This window comes from Mesorhizobium australicum WSM2073 (assembly GCF_000230995.2).
GTDB classification, from domain to species: Bacteria; Pseudomonadota; Alphaproteobacteria; order Rhizobiales; family Rhizobiaceae; genus Mesorhizobium; species Mesorhizobium australicum.
Map to the genome: position 1 here is coordinate 2,088,251 of NC_019973.1, position 21,425 is coordinate 2,109,675.

Annotated in this window: 15 protein-coding genes; 14 read left to right on the plus strand and 1 reads right to left on the minus strand. The window is 64.8% G+C overall.

The features are described 5' to 3' along the window. Positions 1 to 61 precede the first annotated feature (61 nt). From MESAU_RS10030 to MESAU_RS10040, 3 genes are all read left to right on the plus strand, one after another. Positions 62 to 1,258, plus strand: coding sequence for a serine hydrolase domain-containing protein (locus MESAU_RS10030; RefSeq protein ID WP_015315935.1), 1,197 nt, complete (start codon positions 62 to 64; stop codon positions 1,256 to 1,258). 32 nt (positions 1,259 to 1,290) lie between these two features. After that, positions 1,291 to 2,472 (plus strand): serine hydrolase domain-containing protein, encoded by a 1,182-nt coding sequence (locus tag MESAU_RS10035; RefSeq protein WP_015315936.1) that lies wholly within the window; start codon positions 1,291 to 1,293, stop codon positions 2,470 to 2,472. A gap of 363 nt (positions 2,473 to 2,835) precedes the next feature. Then, positions 2,836 to 5,160: a Tex family protein gene (locus MESAU_RS10040; RefSeq protein ID WP_015315937.1), complete on the plus strand. Its 2,325-nt coding sequence runs from the start codon at positions 2,836 to 2,838 to the stop codon at positions 5,158 to 5,160. On the opposite strand, the gene MESAU_RS10045 is transcribed toward MESAU_RS10040, so the two are convergent. Next, positions 5,161 to 6,072: a LysR family transcriptional regulator gene (locus MESAU_RS10045; protein WP_015315938.1), complete on the minus strand. Its 912-nt coding sequence runs from the start codon at positions 6,070 to 6,072 to the stop codon at positions 5,161 to 5,163. Between the two features lie 103 nt (positions 6,073 to 6,175). On the opposite strand from MESAU_RS10045, the gene MESAU_RS10050 reads away from it, so the two are divergent. The 11 genes from MESAU_RS10050 (at position 6,176) to amaB (ending at position 21,145) form a co-directional block, all read left to right on the plus strand. After that, on the plus strand, positions 6,176 to 7,369 hold the full coding sequence (locus tag MESAU_RS10050) for an acyl-CoA dehydrogenase (protein ID WP_015315939.1): 1,194 nt from the start codon (positions 6,176 to 6,178) through the stop codon (positions 7,367 to 7,369). Between the two features lie 114 nt (positions 7,370 to 7,483). Next, positions 7,484 to 10,843, plus strand: a complete 3,360-nt coding sequence (locus MESAU_RS10055; RefSeq protein WP_015315940.1) for a transglutaminase family protein — start codon at positions 7,484 to 7,486, stop codon at positions 10,841 to 10,843. A 6-nt stretch (positions 10,844 to 10,849) separates the two neighbouring features. Then, on the plus strand, positions 10,850 to 13,261 hold the full coding sequence (locus tag MESAU_RS10060) for a circularly permuted type 2 ATP-grasp protein (protein WP_015315941.1): 2,412 nt from the start codon (positions 10,850 to 10,852) through the stop codon (positions 13,259 to 13,261). Between the two features lie 12 nt (positions 13,262 to 13,273). Continuing rightward, the gene (locus MESAU_RS10065; protein WP_015315942.1) at positions 13,274 to 14,158 is read left to right on the plus strand and encodes a transglutaminase family protein; all 885 of its coding nucleotides are present in this window, start codon (positions 13,274 to 13,276) and stop codon (positions 14,156 to 14,158) included. Further along, positions 14,097 to 14,894 (plus strand): IS1595 family transposase, encoded by a 798-nt coding sequence (locus MESAU_RS10070; RefSeq protein ID WP_140721499.1) that lies wholly within the window; start codon positions 14,097 to 14,099, stop codon positions 14,892 to 14,894. The genes MESAU_RS10065 and MESAU_RS10070 overlap by 62 nt, the downstream gene beginning before the upstream one ends. Before the next feature lie 25 nt (positions 14,895 to 14,919). Further along, entirely contained in the window at positions 14,920 to 15,318 is a 399-nt protein-coding gene (locus tag MESAU_RS10075; protein ID WP_015315943.1) for a hypothetical protein, read from the plus strand. A 211-nt stretch (positions 15,319 to 15,529) separates the two neighbouring features. Continuing rightward, complete coding sequence (locus tag MESAU_RS10080) at positions 15,530 to 16,468, plus strand: glycosyltransferase family 2 protein (RefSeq protein ID WP_015315944.1); 939 nt, start codon at positions 15,530 to 15,532, stop codon at positions 16,466 to 16,468. A 119-nt stretch (positions 16,469 to 16,587) separates the two neighbouring features. Beyond that, positions 16,588 to 17,703, plus strand: a complete 1,116-nt coding sequence (locus MESAU_RS10085; protein WP_015315945.1) for a DNA topoisomerase IB — start codon at positions 16,588 to 16,590, stop codon at positions 17,701 to 17,703. An 83-nt stretch (positions 17,704 to 17,786) separates the two neighbouring features. Next, positions 17,787 to 18,161: a YciI family protein gene (locus tag MESAU_RS10090; RefSeq protein WP_015315946.1), complete on the plus strand. Its 375-nt coding sequence runs from the start codon at positions 17,787 to 17,789 to the stop codon at positions 18,159 to 18,161. After that, positions 18,158 to 19,432: an RNA polymerase sigma factor gene (locus MESAU_RS10095; RefSeq protein ID WP_015315947.1), complete on the plus strand. Its 1,275-nt coding sequence runs from the start codon at positions 18,158 to 18,160 to the stop codon at positions 19,430 to 19,432. The genes MESAU_RS10090 and MESAU_RS10095 overlap by 4 nt, the downstream gene beginning before the upstream one ends. A gap of 198 nt (positions 19,433 to 19,630) precedes the next feature. Further along, positions 19,631 to 21,145: an L-piperidine-6-carboxylate dehydrogenase gene (gene amaB, locus MESAU_RS10100; protein ID WP_015315948.1), complete on the plus strand. Its 1,515-nt coding sequence runs from the start codon at positions 19,631 to 19,633 to the stop codon at positions 21,143 to 21,145. Positions 21,146 to 21,425: the final 280 nt, after the last annotated feature.

The following is a 21,425-nucleotide window of genomic DNA, read 5'->3' on the forward strand; positions in this document are numbered from 1 at the left end:
CAGACCCAAGGGGCCCGGCGGCACTTGCCGCCGGGCCTTTTCTTTCCGGGAATGGCCTTTCATGAGTTCCTATCGCAATTCCAATCCGCGGCCGCCGATCATGCAAGGCTCGCCGCCCGCCATGCTGCCGCCGAGGCTCGACTGGGACAGGCCGCCCTGGAACCGCTGGGCTTTCCAGCACATACGGGAAATTCTGCCGACCGTGGAAGTCTGGCGCGGCGCTGGCCATCGCCACCGTCTCGAACGCGCCGAGGTCGATCTCGACGGGCTAGCGGTCGAGGACAGCGAGGGCAGGCCTTCGACACTCGCCGGTCTGCTCGACGAGACCTATACGGACGGCTTCCTGGTGCTCAAGGACGGCAGGATAGCCTATGAGCGCTATTTCAACGGCATGGACGAGCGCACGCTGCACCTGTCGCAGTCGATGGCCAAGTCGGTCACCGGCTCGGTGTTCGGGATATTGGCCGGGCGCGGCCTGATCGATCCGGCGAAGCCAGTGACGGACTACCTGCCGGAACTGAGCGCGACCGGGTGGGCCGGCGCCAGCGTCCAGCATGTGCTTGATATGACCACCGGCGTGCGGTTTTCGGAGGAATACACCGACCGCTATTCCGACATCGGCCAGGTCGATGTCGCCACCGGCTGGAAGCCGGTGCCACCGGGCAGCGATCCGGATTTCCGCTGGCCATCGCACATGTTCGAACTGATCCTGGGCTTGAAGGACACGGTTCGCCCGCATGGAGCCACGTTCGAATATCGCTCGATCGAGACGGACGTGCTCGCCTTCATCATGGAACGGGTGACCGGCAAGCGGCTGGCGCAACTCGTCTCGGAAGAACTTTGGCAAAAGCTCGGGGCTGACGAAAGCGCCTGCTTCACCGTCGACAGCGCCGGCTATGCGCTGGCCGATGGCGGCTTCAACGCGACGCTGCGCGACTACGCCCGCTTTGGCCAGCTGATCCTCGACAGTGGCGGCGGCATCGTGCCGGCGGACTGGATCGAGGCGACGCGTACCGGCAGGCATGGTCCGGATTTCTCGGCCAGCCTGCCCGAGGGCAGCTATCGCAACCAGTTCTGGATCGAGAATCCCAGCTCGCGGGCACTGATGTGCCGTGGCGTGTTCGGACAGTTGATCCATATCGACTGGAACACAGGAATAGTCGTGGTGAAGCTGTCGACCTGGCCGGATTTCAGCAACATGGCCTATTCCAGGGCAACGCTGAAGGCCGTGCACGCCATCGCCGCGGCGCTTGCCTGAGCTTCATGACCAATGGACTGGGAGGAAACGCCATGACCGGCAAGACCGCGTTCGAGACTCGATACGGATTCCGCCGCAACGAGGTGCTGCTCGGCAACTGGCGTGTGAGCCCGTTCAATCGGTGGTCGTTCCAGAATCTCGGCGAACTGGTGCCGACCGCCCGGGTGGCGGCAGCGCCCGGCGCCGCAGAAGCCCCTCGGCGAGACATGGACGGCTTGCTCGGGGAAAAGGTCACGGTCGCGACTGCACCGGAGACGGTGGCTGAATTCCTCCTGCGCTCCAGCACCGACGCCCTGACGGTGATGAAAGGCGGCAAGATCATTGGCGACTGGTTCGCGCCGCATATGGAGTTTGGCGCGCGCCACATCATCTTCTCGATCAGCAAATCGGTGACCGCGATCATCGCCGGCATACTGGAAGGCGAGGGGGTGTTCGATCCGGAAGCGCCGGTGATGGACTATATCCCCGAAGCAGCCGGCTCGGCCTATGGCGATGCAAGCGTTCGGCATGTGCTCGACATGAGCGTCAGCCTCGACTTCGAGGAGGCCTATCTCGATCCGGAAAGCGCCTTCGCCCGCTATCGCCGCGCGACGCTGTGGAATCCGGGCGGCGGCACCGAAAGCCTGCGTGAATTCATCCTTACCCTGCAGCGGCTTGCCGAGCCGCATGGCCAGACCTTCCGCTACCGCTCGCCCAATTCCGACCTGCTCGGCCTGCTGCTCGAGCGCGCCTCGGGCCAGCGCTTCACCGACCTCATGCGCGAGAAACTATGGCTGCCGCTTGGCGCCCTCAGCGAGGCCTCTGTCGGCGTCGACATGGAAGGCACGGCACGCACCGCCGGCGGCATTTCGGTGACGCCGCGTGACCTGGCGCGCCTCGGCGAGATGATGCGGCAGGGCGGCACCGCCAATGGCCGCCGCATCGTGCCCGAGGCCTGGGTGCGCGACACCACCAGCACCGGCGGCAGCTCGGAAGCTTGGCGGCGCGGTGCCATGCTGCCGCTGTTCCCGAAAGGCCGCTACCGCAACAAATGGTACCAGACCGGCTTCGAAAATGGCGCGTATTGCGGCATCGGCATCCATGGCCAGTGGCTTTATGTCGATCCCAGCACCGAAGTGGTGATCGCTAAGATGTCGTCGCAGCCGGAGCCGGTCGACGATCCGCTGGATATCGAGATCGTTGCGTTTTTCGAGGCGCTGAGCCGGATGGTCTAAGTGGGCAGTCGCGTGCGATTGGTGATGTCGGCGCTGCCCCTCATCCGCCTGCCGGCACCTTCTCCCCGTATAGTGACGGGGAGAAGGGATCTAGTCGCTACGCCGCGGCGCCCCTTTGCACCGTTGGCAATTGGCGAAATCGGCGATGACAGCGCCCTCTCCCCGTCACTGTACGGGGAGAGGATGCCGGCAGGCAGGTGAGGGGCGGCGCAGACATCAGTATCAGCAAATTCCTGCGGTACCCAGATCCGGTGAACGCATCGCGTTTTCCTGTGGACCTCCGCCGCCGTTGAAAACGTCGCGGTTGGCGGACCTGATGTCTGCGCTTATGGTCGCCGCTCTTTTCGACGAGAGTGGGAAGACATGGCATCCGACATCAAGCGCATCGCAGCCATCATCGCGGCCGAAATCAAGGCGCGGCCGGAACAGGCGGCCGCGGCGATCGGACTGCTCGATGAGGGGGCGACGGTGCCGTTCGTGGCACGCTACCGCAAGGAAGTGACCGGCGGGCTGGACGACACGCAATTGCGCGACCTTGCCGAGCGTCTTGTCTATCTGCGCGAACTCGACGCGCGCCGCGACACCATCCTGGGCTCGATCCGCGAGCAGGGCAAGCTGACGCAAGAGCTTGAAACCAAGATCGCGGGCGCCGCGACCAAGGCGGAGCTAGAGGACATATACCTGCCCTACAAGCCGAAGCGCCGCACCAAGGCCGAGATCGCCCGCGAGCGTGGATTGGGGCCGCTGGCCGAAGCCATTCTCAACAACCGTGCGCTGGTGCCCGCGGACGTCGCGCTCGCCTATGTCACCGGCGAGGTGGCCGATGCGAAGGCGGCGCTCGAGGGCGCGCGCGACATCCTGTCGGAGCAATTCGCCGAAAACGCCGATCTGGTCGGCAAGCTGCGCAGCTACATGAAGGAGCGCGCCTTCCTGCGCGCCAGGGTGGTCGACGGCAAGCAGGAGGCCGGCGCGAAATTCTCCGACTATTTCGACCATGTCGAACGTTGGGCGACCGTGCCAAGCCACCGCGCGCTCGCCATGCTGCGCGGCCGCAACGAGGAGGTGCTGTCGCTCGACATCGAGGTGGATGCCGATGACGGCTCGCCGGTGAAGCCGGTCGAGCGGATGATCGCCAACGCCTACGCCATCGGTGCCAGCCTGCCCGGCGACCGCTGGCTGATGGAAGTGGCAGGCTGGACCTGGCGCATCAAACTGTCGCTGCACCTGACGCTCGACCTGATGCGCGACCTGCGCGAGCGGGCCGAGGAAGAAGCGATCCATGTCTTTGCCCGTAACCTCAAGGATTTGCTGCTGGCGGCTCCCGCCGGCTCGCGGCCGACGATGGGGCTCGATCCGGGCATCCGCACCGGCGTCAAGGTGGCGGTGGTCGATGGCACCGGCAAGCTGCTGGCGACGACGACGGTCTATCCGTTTCCGCCGAGGAACGATGTGCGTGGCACGCAGGCCGAACTTGCGGCACTTATCCGCCAGCACAAGGTCGAGCTGATCTCGATCGGCAACGGCACCGGCAGCCGCGAGACCGAGAAGCTGGTCGCCGACATGCTGTCCGACATGCCTTCGACCGGCGGTCCGAAGCCGCTCAAGGTGATCGTCAGCGAGGCGGGAGCGTCGGTCTATTCGGCCTCGGCGACGGCTGCCGCCGAGTTCCCCGGCCTCGACGTGTCGCTGCGCGGCGCGGTGTCGATCGCGCGACGGCTGCAGGATCCGCTGGCCGAACTGGTCAAGATCGAGCCGAAATCCATCGGCGTCGGCCAGTATCAGCACGATGTCGACCAGTACCGGCTCGGCCGCTCGCTGGAAGCGGTGGTGGAGGACGCCGTCAACGCGGTCGGCGTCGACCTCAACACCGCCTCGGCGCCGTTGCTGGCGCGGGTTTCAGGCCTCGGCGCGTCGCTCGCCGATGCAATCGTCGCGCATCGCGATGCGACCGGCCCGTTCGCCAGCCGCAAGGATCTGCTGAAGGTGGCACGGCTTGGGCCGCGCGCGTTCGAGCAGTCCGCCGGCTTCCTGCGCATCGCCAACGGCAGCGAACCGCTCGATGCCTCGTCGGTGCATCCGGAGGCCTATGGCGTGGCCAAGAAGATCGTCGCCGCCTGCGGCCGCGACGTGCGTTCGCTTTTGGGCGACAGTGCCGCGCTCAAGGCGCTCGACCCGCGCGTCTTCGTCGACGAGCGGTTCGGCTTGCCGACGGTGCGCGACATTCTGGCGGAGCTGGAGAAGCCCGGCCGCGATCCGCGTCCCGGCTTCAAGACGGCGACCTTCGCCGATGGCATCGACGAGATCAAGGATTTGAAGCCCGGCATGCTGCTGGAAGGCACCGTAACCAATGTCGCCGCTTTCGGCGCCTTCGTCGATATCGGCGTGCACCAGGACGGGCTGGTGCATGTCTCGCAGCTCGCCGACCGCTTCATCAAGGACGCGCATGAGGTGGTCAAGGCCGGCGACGTGGTCAAGGTGCGCGTCGTCGATGTCGACATCAAGCGCAAGCGTATCGCGCTCTCCATGCGTAAGGATGCCGGCGAGGGCGGTGCATCGAAGGGCGGGCCGCGCGACAATGGCGGCGGCAGGCCGGCGCCACGCGGGCCTACGCCGCAACGCCAGCCGGAGCGGCCGGCACAGCAAGGTGCGTTCGGCGCCGCGCTGGCGGACGCGCTGAAGCGAAAGTAGCTACCACGCCAGAACAGCCGGCTCCTTCTCAAGCTGGCCGAGCAGCCAGTCCCGGAAACTGGCAACCGGCGGATAGCCGCGCTTGTCGTGGGGGACGACGAGGTAATAGGCATTGCGGCTTTGCATCGGTTGGCCTGGCGCGGGCACAAGTTGGCCGCGCTGCAGTTCGCCCTCGATGAGGATCTGCGGCAAGAGCGCCACGCCGAGGCCCGCCATGCAAGCCTGGGCGGCGGTGGCGAACTGCTCGAATTGCATGCCAGGCCCGGTCGGCGCGCTCAGGCCCTGATGCTCAAACCATTCGCTCCAGGCCCCCGGGCGCGTCGTCATGTGCAGCAGCGGCAAACGGCCGATGTCGGCCGGTGTGGCGATGGCGCGGCCGGCGAGGAAGTCGGGCGACACCACCGGTGCCACCGTCTCGCGCACCAGAAGTGTCGAGTCGGCGTCCGGCCAGTCCGGCAGGCCGTAGTGGATGGCGGCATCCAACCGTTCGCGGGCGAAGTCGAAGCGCCCGACGCGGGTGACGAAATTGATGGTGATGTCGGGATTGTTCTCGACGAAATCGGGGATCATCGGCATCAGCCAACGCGTACCGAAAGTCGGCAGAATGGCAAGATTCAAGATCCCACTATGCCGATTGCTCATCAATCCAAGGGCTGCGTCACGCAACTGGCCAAGCGCCGAGCGTACCGCTTCGGCGTAGATTTCACCTGCCGTGGAGAGCCTTACATTGCGGCTGTCGCGTTCAAACAGCTGCCGGCCGAACTGATCTTCCAAAAGCCTGACCTGGCGGCTGACCGCGCCCTGGGTCAGGTCCAATTCCTGGGCGGCGGCGGTGAAGGAGCCAAGCCGCGCCACGGCCTCGAAGGCGGCAAGGGCGCTGATATTGGGCAAAAGGCGGCGCTGGACACTCATGATCCATTCCTAACGCTCATTGATCCGCGAAGCAATTTCGTTTGATTTTTTCAGGCCACGAGCCGATAAGCCGGGCTTCACCTGTTTCAAGGATCGAGAAGCCATGGCCGACAAGAATGCATTCGTGTGGGAAGACCCGTTCCTGATCGAGGACCAGCTTTCGGAAGACGAGCGCATGGTGCGCGATGGCGCTGCCGCCTTTGCCGCCGACAAGCTCGCGCCGCGTATCGAGGAAGCCTATCTCAACGAGACCTTCGACACGGCGATCTTCCGCGAGATGGGCGAGGCCGGCCTGCTCGGCATCAACATTCCGGAGGAGTTCGGTGGCCTCGCTGCCAGCTATGTCACCTACGGGCTGGTGGCGCGGGAAGTGGAACGCGTCGATTCCGGCTATCGCTCGATGATGTCGGTGCAGTCGTCGCTGGTGATGTACCCGATCCATGCCTATGGTTCGGACGAACAGCGCAGGAAGTACCTGCCGAAGCTTGCCAGCGGCGAATGGATTGGCTGCTTCGGTCTGACCGAGCCGGATGCCGGCTCCGACCCCGGCGGCATGAAGACCCGCGCCGAAAAGACCGCCAGCGGCTACAAGGTCTCCGGCTCCAAGATGTGGATTTCCAACGCGCCGGTCGCCGACGTGTTCGTCGTATGGGCGAAGTTGAAGGGGGAGAACGGCAAGGACGAGATCCGCGGTTTCGTGCTCGAGAAAGGCATGAAAGGGCTGTCGGCGCCGAAGATCGGCGGCAAGCTTTCGCTGCGCGCGTCGATCACCGGTGAAGTGGTGATGGAAGGCGTCGAGGTCGGCGAGGACGCGCTGCTGCCCAACGCCAAGGGCCTCGGTGGACCCTTCGGTTGCCTCAACCGGGCCCGCTACGGCATCTCCTGGGGTTCGATGGGCGCGGCGGAAGATTGCTGGCATCGCGCTCGCCAGTATGGCTTGGACCGCAAGCAGTTCGGCAAGCCGCTGGCCGGCACGCAGCTCTACCAGAAGAAGCTCGCCGACATGCAGACCGAGATCGCTCTGGGGCTACAGGCCTCCTTGCGCGTCGGGCGCCTGCTCGATGCAGGCAAGATGGCGCCGGAAATGATCTCGATCGTCAAGCGCAACAATTGCGGCAAGGCGCTGGACATCGCCCGCCAGGCCCGCGACATGCATGGCGGCAACGGGATCCAGATCGGCTATCACGTCATGCGCCACGCGCAGAACCTGGAAACCGTCAACACCTACGAAGGCACCCATGACGTGCACGCGCTGATCCTGGGACGGGCGCAAACGGGGATACAGGCGTTCTTTTGAGCGACTTAAGCCGGCAAGCGGTTCTTTAATTTAGGTGCACCGCAACATCCGCTTGGAGAATGGCGGCCAGGTGTGTCAGGGTTCGGCTGATGAAACGCCGATCTCCGGGGCCCCATGGCAATTCTGGCAGCCGTCTACCACCTGACCCACTATAAATACGACCGGCCGGTGGTTCTCGGGCCCCAAATCATCAGGCTGCAGCCGGCACCGCATTCCCGCACCAAGGTGTTGAGCCATTCGCTCAAGGTCGAGCCGGCGAACCACTTCGTCAATCTGCAGCAGGATCCTTACGGCAACTTCCTCGCCCGTTTCGTCTTTCCGGAGCCGGTGACGGAGCTGAAGATCGAGGTCGACCTCGTCGCCGACATGACCGTCTACAATCCGTTCGACTTCTTCGTCGAACCGTCGGCCGAGGCGTTCCCGTTCGACTATCCCGAGGATATCCGTGACGACCTCGCCATCTACCGGATGCCGGAGCGGGCCGGGCCGCTGCTCCAGGCGTTTCTGAAAACCGTCGACCGCAGCGCGCCCAACACGGTCAATTTCCTCGTCGATCTCAATGCCCGCCTGCAGCGCGAGATCGCCTATATCGTGCGCATGGAAACCGGCGTCTTCTCACCGGAGGAAACGCTGGCAGCGGCCAAGGGCTCCTGCCGCGATTCAAGCTGGCTCTTGGTGCAGATCCTGCGCAATCTCGGCATCGCCGCGCGCTTCGTCTCGGGCTATCTGATCCAGCTCAAGCCCGATCTTGTCGCGCTGGATGGGCCGGCCGGCACAGCGGTCGATTTCACAGACCTACACGCCTGGTGCGAGGTCTATCTTCCTGGCGCCGGCTGGATCGGCTTCGATCCGACCTCGGGCCTGCTCACCGGCGAGAGCCATGTGCCACTGGCAGCGACGCCGCATTTCCGCAATGCGGCGCCTATTTCCGGCATGGCGAGCTTTGCCAATGTCGAGTTCGGCTTCGAGATGCGGGTCGACCGCATCGCCGAGCATCCGCGCATCACCAAGCCGTTCTCGGATGAGAGCTGGCAGGCGCTCGACGCGCTCGGCAACAAGGTCGATGCCGCGCTCGCGGCCGGGGATGTGCGGCTGACCATGGGAGGCGAGCCGACCTTCGTCTCGATAGACGATTTCGAGGCCGCCGAATGGAACACCGCCGCCGTTGGGCCAACCAAGCGCGAAAAGGCCGATGCGTTGATCCGCAGGCTGCGCGAGCGTTTCGCGCCCGGCGGTTTTCTCCACTACGGCCAAGGCAAGTGGTATCCCGGTGAAAGCCTGCCACGCTGGACGTTTTCGCTCTTTTGGCGCGCCGACGGCGAGCCGGTGTGGAGCGACCCGTCGCTGATCGCGCGGGAAGATAGTTCGGCTGATATCGGGCCGAAACAAGCCGAAAGCCTGCTGACCGCGATCGCCGGCGAACTCGGCATCGACACGTCCATGGTCAGCGAAGCCTATGAGGATCCGGCCGAATGGCTGCTCAAGGAAGGCAAGCTGCCCGAGAATGTCGACCCGTCGAATTCGAAGCTAGAAGATCCGGAGGAACGCAGCCGCATGGCGCGTGTCTTCGAACGCGGGCTGACCAAGCCGTCCGGATATGTGCTGCCGGTGCAACGCTGGAACAGCCAGGCCTCCGATCCGCGCTGGCGCTCGGAGAAATGGAAGACGCGGCGCGGCCGGCTGTTCCTGGTCCCGGGCGATTCCCCGGTCGGCTATCGTCTCCCACTGGGCACGCTGCCCTATGTGCCGCCGGCGCAATTCCCCTACATCGTGCCCGTCGATCCGTCGCTGCCGCGTGGCCCTTTGCCCGTGCGCGAAGCGATCTTGCCAGCGGCCGCTCCTGCGGAACTCGAAGGCGCCGACGAAATGGCCCGTCGCCAGCAGGCAGCCTCGTTCACGGCGACGACCGGCCAGCAGGAGCGCGTCGAGCAGGAGATCACCGAGATCGGCGGCGCGGTGCGCACGGCACTGTCGGTCGAACCGCGTGACGGCAGGCTGTGCGTGTTCATGCCGCCGGTCGAGGCGCTCGAGGATTATCTCGAACTCGTCGCCGCCGCCGAGAACGCGGCAAAGGCAATTGGCCTTCCCGTGCACATCGAGGGCTACGGTCCGCCGCATGACCCGCGCCTCAACGTCATCCGCGTGGCACCCGATCCCGGCGTCATCGAGGTCAACATCCACCCTGCCTCGAACTGGCAGGACTGCGTGGCGACAACGACGGCGATCTACGACGAGGCGCGGCAGGCGCGGCTTGGCGCCGACAAGTTCATGATCGACGGCCGCCACACCGGCACCGGAGGCGGCAACCATGTCGTGGTCGGCGGCGCCACGCCCAATGACAGCCCATTCCTGCGCCGGCCCGACCTGCTGAAGAGCCTGGTGCTGCAATGGCAGCGGCATCCCTCGCTGTCCTATCTGTTCTCCGGCCTGTTCATCGGCCCGACCAGCCAGGCGCCGCGCTTCGACGAGGCGCGCCACGACTCTCTTTATGAGCTTGAAATCGCGATGGCGCAGGTGCCGCATCCCGACCAGGGTGCCGCACCCTTGCCGTGGCTGGTCGACCGGTTGTTCCGCAACCTGTTGACCGACGTCACCGGCAATACGCATCGCTCGGAAATCTGCATCGACAAGCTGTTTTCCCCGGATGGTCCGACTGGCCGGCTTGGCCTTGTCGAATTCCGCGGATTCGAGATGCCGCCCAATGCGCGCATGTCTCTGGCGCAGCAATTGCTGGTGCGGGCCATCATCGCCCGCGCGTGGAAGAACCCGCTCGACGGGCGCTTCGCGCGCTGGGGCACCTCGCTGCATGATCGCTTCATGCTGCCGCACCATGTCTGGGCGGACTTTCTCGACGTGCTCGACGACCTCAAGCTCAATGGTTTCGAATTCCGGCCCGAATGGTTCGATGCCCAGCTCGAATTCCGCTTTCCCTTCTGCGGCGAGGTGCAGCATGCCGGCATCAAGCTGGAGCTTAGGCAAGCGCTGGAACCATGGCATGTGATGGGCGAGCAGGGCGCGATCGGCGGCACCGTGCGCTTCGTCGATTCATCGGTCGAACGGCTGCAGGTCAGGACCGAAGGCCTCAACCCGGAGCGTCATGCGATCGTCTGCAACGGCCGCATCGTGCCGATGAGGATTACCGACAACAGAGAGGTCGCGGTGGCCGGCGTGCGCTTCAAGGCCTGGCAGCCGGCCTCGGGCCTGCATCCGGCGCTGCCGGTCAACACGCCGCTGGTGTTCGACATCTATGACCGCTGGTCCGGCCGGGCAATCGGCGGCTGCGTCTACCATGTCGCGCATCCCGGCGGGCGCAGCTACGACACTTTCCCCGTCAACGGCAACGAGGCGGAGGCACGGCGGCTCGCCCGCTTCGAACCGCGCGGCCACACACCCTCGGGCTATGTGTTGCGCGAGGAACAGCCGGCGGAAGATTTCCCGATGACCCTTGACCTCAGGCGTCCACCAAGACTGTGATCTGACATGGCAAAGGGGAATCACAAAAGGGTGCGCGGCAAGCCGCAGGCCCATAGCCTGCTGGAGCACTACCAGCCGATCGACGGCGTCGTCGACGAGATGGTCGACGCGTCAGGCAATCCCCGTCCGGTCTGGAAGCATTTTGTCGAAGCGCTCGACGACCTCGGGGCCGAAAAGCTCGGCCAGCGCTTCGCCCGCGCCGATCAGTATCTGCGCGATGCCGGTGTCTATTACCGCGTCTACGACAAGGCGGGCGCCAACGAGCGCGAATGGCCGCTGGCGCATATTCCCTTGCTCATCGAGGACAGCGAGTGGCAGGCGGTCAGCGCCGGCCTGGTGCAGCGCGCCGAACTGTTCGAGGAAATTGTTGCCGATATCCACGGGCCGAACCGGCTGATCGAAAAAGGCATCCTGCCGGCAGGACTGATCGCGGCGAGCCCTGAATATTTGCGGCCCGTGGTCGGCACCAGGCCGGCCGGAGGGCATTTCCTGCACTTCTGCGCCTTCGAACTCGGCCGCGGTCCGGACGGCCGCTGGTGGGTGCTGGGCGACCGCACCCAGGCGCCTTCGGGCGCCGGCTTCGCGCTGGAAAACCGGGTCGCCACCACGCGCGCTTTGTCCGACATCTATGGCGAGATGCATGTGCACCGGCTCGCCGGCTTCTTCCGCCGCTTTCGCGATGCGCTGATCGGCATGGCAAAGGAGAGCGACGGCCGCGTCGCCATCCTGACGCCGGGGCCACTCAACGAGACCTATTACGAACACGCCTATATCGCCCGCTACCTCGGCATCATGCTGCTCGAAGGCGAGGACCTGACCGTTTCCGGCGGCAGGCTGATGGTGCGGACCGTGTCCGGCCTGATGCCCATCAGCGTGCTGTGGCGGCGGCTCGATGCCGCCTTCGCCGATCCGCTCGAGCTGCGCCCGGATTCGCAGATCGGTACGCCGGGGCTGGTCGAGGCGATCCGGCAAGGCACGGTGTCCACCGTCAATGCGCTGGGCTCGGGCCTGATGGAGACGCGCGCGCTGCTCGCCTTTCTGCCCAAGATCGCGCGCGAATTGTGGGGCGAGGAGCTGCTTTTGCCCAGTGTGGCGACATGGTGGTGCGGGCAGGAGACGGAGCGCGCCCATGTGCTCGCCAATATCGACCGCATGGTGGTCGGCCCGGCGCTGTCGACAAGACTTGCCTTCGAAGATGACGGACAGACGAAGCTCGGCTCGGCGCTGTCGGTCGGGGAGCGGGCGGAACTGGTGGCGCGCATCGAACGCGGCGGCGAGGCCTTCGTCGGCCAGGAGGCGGTGACGCTTTCGACGACGCCGGTCTATGTCGGCGGCTGGCTGGAACCGCGGCCGGCGAGCCTGCGCGTCTATCTGGCGCGTACGCCCGAGGGCTGGACGGTGATGCCGGGCGGGTTTGCGCGCGTCGGCCTATCGCTCGACCCGACGGCGATCGCCATGCAGCGCGGCGGCCAGGCGGCTGATGTCTGGGTGGTCAGCGACAGACCCGTGGAGCGCGAGACGCTGCTGCCGCAGGAGAGCGACAGCTTCAACCGGACGAGGCCCGGCAGCCTGCCCAGCCGCGCGGCGGAAAACCTGACCTGGCTCGGCCGCTACATCGAACGCTCGGAAGACACGGTGCGTATCCTGCGCGCCTATCACGTGCGGCTCGCCGAAACGTCCGATCCGGACATGCCGCTGCTGGCCGATATCAGGGATTATCTCGAACCGTTCGGCATCGATGTCGAAACGGCGATCCCGCCAGGGCTGATCGGCACGCTCGACAGCGCGGTGTACAGCGCCGGCCAGATCCGCGATCGTTTCTCGCCGGATGGCTGGCTGGCGCTCAAGGATTTGTCGAAAACGATCCATCAGTTCGCCACCACAGTGGCGCCCGGCGACGATGCGACGCGGGCCATGACCGTGATCCTGCGCAAGCTTGCCGGATTCTCGGGCCTTTTGCATGAGAACATGTACCGCTTTGCTGGCTGGCGTTTCCTCGAGATCGGCCGGCGGCTGGAGCGCGGCATCCAGATCGCCAGCACGCTGGCCCGACTGACCAGCAGCAAGGCGCCGGACGGGGCGCTGGACATGATGCTGGAGATCGGCGACAGCGTGATGACCCATCGACGGCAATATCCGGTGCAGGCCGGCCGGCGCACGGTGATCGATCTCCTGGCGCTCGATCCGCTCAATCCACGCTCCATCCTGTTCCAATTGGAGAGGCTGAAAGCAGAGATAGGGCTGTTGCCGGCGACCGGCGGCGAGGGGCACATGTCGGCGGCGGCCAAAGAGATACTGCAGCTCAACACGTCCATCGCCATCAAGGAACCGGCAGACATGACGGTGAAGGCGTTGAACGATCTCGCGGGCGAAATAGGCGGGCTCTACAGCAGCCTCGCCAAAGCCTATTTCGGCTAGAAAGAGATGGCCATGCTGTACGACATCAGGCTTCTGCTCCACTACGACTATGCTGCCGCTGCTGGCGGCGGACGCCATCAGGTGCGCGTGCTGCCGTCGACCATTGACGGTGTGCAGCGTGTCATCGCCGCTTCGCTTTCTTTTTCACCGGCACCCAACGAACGGTCGGATTTTTCCGATTTCTTCGGCAACAATGTCACTTCGATCGCGTTTCGCGACGCCCATGACACGCTCGACATCAGGATGAGCGCGCGTGTGTCGGTGGCGCGGCCCGAGCCGGGGCTCGACGTGTCGCCCGATCTCGGCCGCCTTCGACAGGAGCTGGCCGCCGTGCGGTCGCTTGCGCCTGCCTCGCCGCACCATTTCCTGGCCGCCAGCAGCCATGCGGGCATTGATGCCGCGATCACCGCATTCGCGCGAGACAGCATCGGAAACTCGGCCGCGGGGACGGCGATGAACCTGTGCAATCGCATCCATCGCGATTTCACATACGATGACGAGGCGACCACGGTGCGGACCCAGGCCAGCGACGCCTTCCAGCTGAAGCGGGGCGTCTGTCAGGATTTCTCCCACATCATGATCGCCGGCTTACGCGGGCTTGGCATTCCGGCCGGCTATGTCAGTGGCTTCCTGCGCACCATTCCGCCCAAAGGCAAGCCCCGGCTGGAAGGCGCGGATGCCATGCATGCCTGGGTCAAGGTCTGGTGCGGGCGTGATGCCGGCTGGCAGGAGTTCGATCCGACCAATGGCATGCGGGCCTCCAACGACCATATCACCGTTGGTTACGGGCGCGACTATTCGGATGTGGCGCCCATCGTCGGCGTGCTGAAGACGACTGGCGGACAGGTCGGCGACCAGGCGGTCGACGTCATCCCGGTCGTGCTCGAAAAGGCGTGAAACGGGGAGGCAGTCGACGGCCTGGAAAGTGGCGCACGCAGTCCGCGAGATGACGGACGACCGCGACGGCCGGGATCCGCTGCTGGGCCGCATCGTCGAGGTCGACACGACCTACATGGGCGCGCCTCCGCGCAAGAAGAAGTCCAAGTTCCACCGCCATGTATGGAACCCGCCAGGCAGGGGTACGAAGCGGCCGGAGGTGGCCGTCGCAGCCAGCCGAGACGGCCGTGTGGCGGCGGCGGTGATCCCCAAGGGCGACAAAGGCGCCATCGCCCGCTTCCTCGACCGTTTCGTCTCAAAGGACGCCAGGATCATGTCGGACGATGACCGCGCGATAGCCAAGGCGGCCAAGGCTTTCGCGGGCCACGCGACCGTCATCCACGGCCAGGAGGAATTCGCCCGCGGCGATGTCCATTCGAACACCGTGGAGGGCTTGGCGTCGCAGCTGAAGCGCGCCCAACTCGGCGTGTTCCACTACATCAGCGAGACGCACCTGCAGCGCTATGTCGACGAAATCATCTTCAGGCGAAACCAGCGGGAGATTATCGTCAAGCAGTACGTCGAGGACGGGCCGAAGAGCAAAGAGATGGTCTACCGGAACTTCGAGATCCAGCTGCGTGACCTGCTGAAACGGGCGATCGGACGCCAATTGCGCAGATCGCAGATCGGCGGCATGGAATGGCCGGATCCGATCGCTCCGGGATACGCGGCCGCGCCTTCGGCGGCCTCGACCTAGCGATGAAAGCGTGACGAGTAGGGCGATGGCAGACACGGTTCTTCGCTTCGTGACGCATTCGACACACCCGCCCTTCGGCTACCGAAGCGGCGTATTCAAGGTAGCGTATGAGCTTCGTAGAACGCTGCCGCCTTTAACGCCACGTTTCGAAGACATGGCGGAGCAATTGAGCTGGTTCGAGACGAACCTCGCCGTTCCCACGCGCTTTTCGACATCTCGACACCCTCGCGCACAGGAAACGGCTATCTCGTGGATCAGGAGCAGCGCCAAAGAACACGTGCGGAGGCTTCGCTTGCTTGTAGCCTTGGTCGAAGAGCTTGGGCACACCGCGATCGACGAGATCAGGACGGAGCGACCCGGCTACGTGGTGTTTGAAGACGACCATCAGGTCGTCGCGCTGCCATTTGCGGACACTCCTCGCTGATGACCCCATCCAACAGCTAGCGAATAACTGCATCGATGCGGTCACTAGAGCAGCTCACCGGTTCACGGAAAAGGCAAGCCGATCCAAGTCTTTGATTTCGCGCAATTCCGGACGGAAAAGCCGTTTCACACTTTTCCTGTAAGTGCTTAGTCTGTATTCGCCTTAAGGGAGAATAGTCTTAGGCTGCCGCGCACAGGCATGAGGTTTGTCATTGAAAGCTGTCAGCGTCGTCATACCCGCCTACAATGCGGCGGCAACGATCGCTAAAACGCTGGCCTCGCTTGGCGGAGAGGCCGGGTTTATCGGCGAGGTCCTGCTGGTCGACGATCAATCGACCGATGGCACGGCCGATGCGGCCCGGCAGGCCGCGGCGCAATCATCCCTGCCTTTGCGTGTGCTGCCCGCCAGTTGCCGCGACGCCGGCGGCGCCCGCAACCTGGCGCTCGACGAGGCAGCCCATCCGTGGGTCTACCTGATCGACGCCGACGACCTGCACCTTCAGGGCGGCTTAAGCTCCTTGCTGTCGCAGGCGGAAACCCAGCCCAAGGCCGACATGATCGTCGGCGCCTTCCGGCGCAGGGTGAACGGCCAGGACCGGCAGATCAAGGTGCCAAACGGCTATACCGCGGCCTGCCTCACCAACGCCTCCGCCTACGTGAAGGGAGATATACGCTCGGTGGCGGTGGGCAGCGTGCTGGCTTCCCGGCGTCTCATCGGCGAGACGCGGTTCCCCGTCGGGCTCGCCTTCGACGAGGACACGCTGTTCTGGGCGCGGCTGATGAGCAAGGCGTCGCTGGTCATGATTCAGCGCCCCGTCATGATCTACGAAGTTTCAGCGGAGCGTTCGGACGATCGCTTCACGGTCAACCCGGTGCGGCGCTTCCTGGACTGGCGCCGGGAACTGCGTACGCTCACCGATTGCGGCATCCCGATTTCGGCACTGAAAGCCAGGGAGGGCCTCGTCGCGCTCAAGATCGCCCGTGTCCATTATGCGCGAGGCGACCTGGACATGGCCGCGCGCTTTCTCGCAATAGCCTCGGCGGCGCCGAAGCGGCGCTCGGAAGCCTGGCGCTGCCTGCGCTACAAATTCAAACTCGCGGCGCGGCGCCGGCTGTCCCTTCCGCCGACACAGATGCAGCGCGCATTGTAGGCCTGACCGCCGCCACCGGGGGCCTGACCGCCGCCACCGGGACTGCCTTGTTTCCAGGCGGGGTGTGGAACCAGCGGTCAGCCCGCAGCTTATCTACGCATATTTCGTGTGGAGCTTACATGCTGCAAAGAACCGGATCGTCGCGGAGCCGATTGGCCGACGGTGATAGCGTACCCAAGAATGGAGCACAGATTTCCGCCAGGGATGCCGCGCTGACCTATGTCAGCGATGCCGAGCCCGGCATCCGCCGGCTGAAGGCAGGCAAGGGATTCGCTTACAAGGCACCGGACGGGAAAGCGGTCTCCGATGCCGACAGAGCGCGCATCGCGGCGATCGTCATACCGCCGGCCTGGACCGATGTCTGGATTTCGCCCGATCCGAACGGGCATATCCAGGCGACCGGGAGGGATCAGCGGGGGCGCAAGCAGTATCGCTATCATCCGCAATGGGCCGAGGAGCGCGACGGCGCCAAATATTCGAGCCTCGTGGCTTTCGCCGAAAGCCTGCCGGACCTTCGGCGCAAGATCGACAGCGACCTGCGCCGTCACGGCCTGCCGCTCGAACGCGTCGCCGCCGCGGTGGTCTGGCTGCTCGACAACACGATGATCCGCGTCGGCAATGCCGCCTATGCTCGCGACAACAAGAGCTTCGGCCTGACGACATTGCGGGACCGGCATGTCGATATCAAGGGATCGAGCCTGCGCTTCGCCTTCAAGGGCAAGTCCGGCAAGGAATGGAAATTGAAGCTGGTTGACCGCCGGATCGCGGGGATCGTTCGGGGCGCGCAGGACCTGCCGGGCCAGAAACTGTTCCAGTATCTCGACGAGGACGGCAACAGACGCCCTGTCCGCTCCGACGACGTGAACCACTATATCCGCGAAGCGGTTGGCGACGCGTTCAGTTCGAAGCACTTCCGCACATGGGGTGGCACCATCCACGCCGCGTCGCTGTTTGCACAGACGGAACTGCCTGAAAGCCAGGCACAGCAAAAACGGGTGATGAACAACGTCATCGACAAGGTGGCCGAACGGCTGGGCAATACGCGCGCGGTCTGCCGCCAATGCTATATCCATCCGCAGGTCTTCAAGGCTTGGAGCGAAGGACGACTGCTTGCCGAAATGGCGGAAGCCAACAAGCGCAAGCGATCCATCGAAGGCCTCGATGAGGAGGAAGCGCTCGTGTTGAGATGGTTGAAGACGCAGGAGGACCGATCGGCGGCAATCGGCGGCCGCTGAATCCGCGGCGTCTCGATTTTTTTATCGACGCCATGTCGGCATCGGCCCTACTGTTTCGTCCTTTGCTACAGAAAGGACCGTCCATGCTCTACGCCATCCTCTGCTACGCCTCCGAAGATGTCGTCTGTTCCTGGAGCAAGGAACAGGACGACAAGGTCATGGCCGACCTGCTCGGCGTTCAGGAGAAGTATGCCAACGCCGGCCGGCTTGGGCCCGTGGCGCGGCTTTTGCCGACGACGGCGGCAACGACGCTGCGGAAAGTGAAAGGTGAATCGCTGGTCATCGACGGGCCGTTCGCCGAGACCAAGGAACAGTTCCTCGGTTTCTACACGCTCGATTGCGCCGACCTCGACGAGGCCGTCGAATTCGCTCGCGAGCTCTCCGAGGTCAACCCAAGCGGCGGTTCCTACGAAATCCGCCCGGTATCGGTGTTCCATCCGACGAGGGTTCCGGCATGACCGAACTCGCCTGGATAAGCTCCGCGATCAGCGCTGCCCGCCCACAAGCGATGGGCGCGCTGCTGCGCTATTTCCGCGATCTCGACACGGCGGAGGAAGCTTTCCAGGACGCCTGCCTCAAGGCGCTGAAGAACTGGCCGCAAAACGGGCCGCCTCGCGATCCGGCGGCCTGGTTGATCTTCGTCGGCCGCAACAGCGGCATCGACGCTGTGCGCAAGCGTGCCAAGCAGGCGCCGATGCCGGAAGAGGACCAGGTTTCCGATCTGGAGGACGCCGAAAGCGACATCGCCGAGCGGCTGGACGGAGCGCATTACCGCGACGACATATTGCGGCTGCTGTTCATTTGCTGTCACCCTGATTTGCCCGCAACGCAGCAGATCGCGGTGGCGCTGCGCGTCGTCTCCGGCCTCACCGTCAAGCAGATCGCGCGCGCCTTCCTGGTCGGCGAGAGCGCGATGGAGCAGCGCATCACCCGCGCCAAGGCGCGCATCGCGGACGCTGGCGTGCCGTTCGAGACGCCGGGCGCGGTCGAGCGCTCCGAGCGGCTCGCGGCGGTCGCGTCCATGGTCTACCTGATCTTCAACGAGGGCTATTCGACCAACAGCGGCGAGGCGCCGGCTCGCGCGCCATTGTGCGAGGAAGCGATCCGGCTTGCCCGGCTGCTGCTGCGGCTGTTCCAGACCGAGCCGGAGATCATGGGGCTGACGGCGCTGCTTCTGCTGCAGCACGCACGCGCACCGGCACGTTTTGATGATGATGGCGAGATCGTGCTGCTCGAGGACCAGGATCGAAGCCTGTGGAGCCGCAAGATGATCGACGAAGGGCTGGCGCTCGTCGACAAGGCGCTGCGCCATCGCAAGCCAGGTCCCTATCAAGTCCAGGCGGCGATCGCAGCGCTCCACGCGCGGGCCGAGAAAGCCGAGGACACCGACTGGGTGGAGATCGACCTGCTCTATGGGCTGCTCGAGCAGATGCAGCCGTCGCCGGTCATCACGCTCAACCGTGCGGTCGCGGTCGCCAAGGTGCGCGGACCGGAAGCGGCGCTGGCAATGATCGAGCCGCTCGAGCCGAGGCTTTCGGGCTATTTCCATTTCTTCGGCCTCAAGGGCGGGCTGTTGATGCAACTCGACCGGGGCGAGGAGGCACGCATTGCCTTCGATCGCGCCATCGCGCTCGCCAATACGGCGGCGGAAGCTGCCCATATCCGCATGCATATCGACCGTCTGATCAAGGACGGCGCCGTACGTACGCCGGCGAAAAAGGCAAACTGAGCCCCTGCGCCCGGTCGGCCCGAGCATCGCCTGGCTCAATCGTGCAGCCCGGGCATGGACCATGCCGGGGTGGCGATTTTCCCCTGAAACAGGTAATGGCACGCCATGACAGCCCCTTCCAGCCGCGACGGCGCCGGGAAGGCATGGCAAGGCGTTGGTCCGCGCCCTACGAGCGGCGGGATTCTGAAAGGGACAGAAATGACGATAGCGAAGGAAACGGCCGAGCTTCTGGCGAAACTGGGCGTGGCCAAGGAGGCGCTTGACGGCGGCGACCTGATCGTGCGCAGTCCGGTGACGGGTGAGCGGATCGCGGCGTTGAAGACGATCTCGCCGGCCGACGCGGCAAAGACCATCGATGCAGCCCACAAGGCGTTCCAGTCCTGGCGGCTGGTGCCGGGTCCCAAGCGCGGCGAACTGGTGCGGCTGCTGGGCGAGGAACTGCGCACGCACAAGGCCGAGCTTGGCCGGCTGGTGTCGATCGAGGTCGGCAAGATCCCGTCCGAAGGGCTCGGCGAAGTGCAGGAGATGATCGACATCTGCGATTTCGCCGTTGGTCTGTCCCGGCAATTGTACGGCCTGACCATCGCCACCGAGCGTCCGGGCCACCGGATGATGGAAACCTGGCATCCGCTTGGCGTCGTCGGTGTCATCTCCGCATTCAACTTCCCGGTCGCGGTGTGGTCGTGGAACGCAGCACTTGCGCTGGTTTGCGGCGATGCAGTGGTATGGAAGCCGTCTGAGAAAACGCCGCTGACCGCGCTTGCCTGCGAGGCGATCTTCAAGCGTGCGGTCAAGCGTTTCGGCACAGACGCACCGCAAGGACTGGCACCGGTTCTGATCGGCGACCGAGCGGTCGGCGAGATCCTGGTCGACCATCCCAGAGTGCCGCTGGTTTCGGCCACCGGTTCGACTCGCATGGGCCGGGATGTCGGTCCGCGCCTGGCCAAGCGTTTCGCCCGCGCCGTGCTGGAACTGGGCGGCAACAATGCCGGCATCGTCTGCCCGACGGCCGATCTCGACATGGCGCTGCGCGCCATCGCCTTCGGCGCCATGGGCACCGCTGGCCAGCGCTGCACGACGCTGCGCCGCTTGTTCGTCCATGACAGCGTCTACGACGCCTTGGTGCCGCGGCTGAAGAAGGCTTATCAGAGCGTCTCGGTCGGCAATCCGCTGGAGACCTCGTCACTGGTCGGTCCGCTGATCGACAAGGCCGCCTTCGACGCCATGCAGAAGGCGCTGACGGAGGCGGCCGCGCATGGCGGCAAGGTGACTGGCGGCAGCCGGGTCGAGAACGGCCATCCCGATGCCTATTATGTGCACCCGGCGCTGGTCGAAATGCCGAAGCAGGTTGCACCGGTGACGGAAGAGACCTTCGCGCCGATCCTCTATGTGATGAAGTATTCCGATTTCGACGCCGTGCTCGACGAGCACAACGCGGTCGGCGCCGGCCTGTCGTCGTCGATCTTCACCCGCGACTTGCAGGAATCCGAGCGCTTTCTCGGTGTCGACGGTTCGGACTGCGGCATCGCCAACGTCAATATCGGTACTTCCGGCGCCGAGATCGGGGGCGCTTTCGGTGGCGAAAAGGAAACCGGCGGCGGCCGCGAGAGCGGCTCCGATGCGTGGAAAGCGTATATGCGGCGCGCCACCAACACCGTGAATTATTCCAAGGCGCTGCCGCTCGCCCAGGGCGTCTCGTTCGACATCGATTGAGAACGCCGGCCCGGTTCGGGTGTCGTTGCACACCCGAACCGTTTGCGACCGGAGGTTGATTGCCGAGTGCAGTTATGCTACCATCTTCCGCATGGTGCCGACATGCGCCGATGACCCGCCGCAAGGCGGGTTTTTTGTTTCACGGTTCTTGTGTTTGGTTGGTTGGTTGTCGCCAACAGGCAGGTGACGCCGGCGACGCGGTTAAACCGCTCTACGGCATGTCGCGGCGAATAGGATTCGCCCGACCTGCTGTAAGCCCCTGATTTATGCAGGTCGTTGG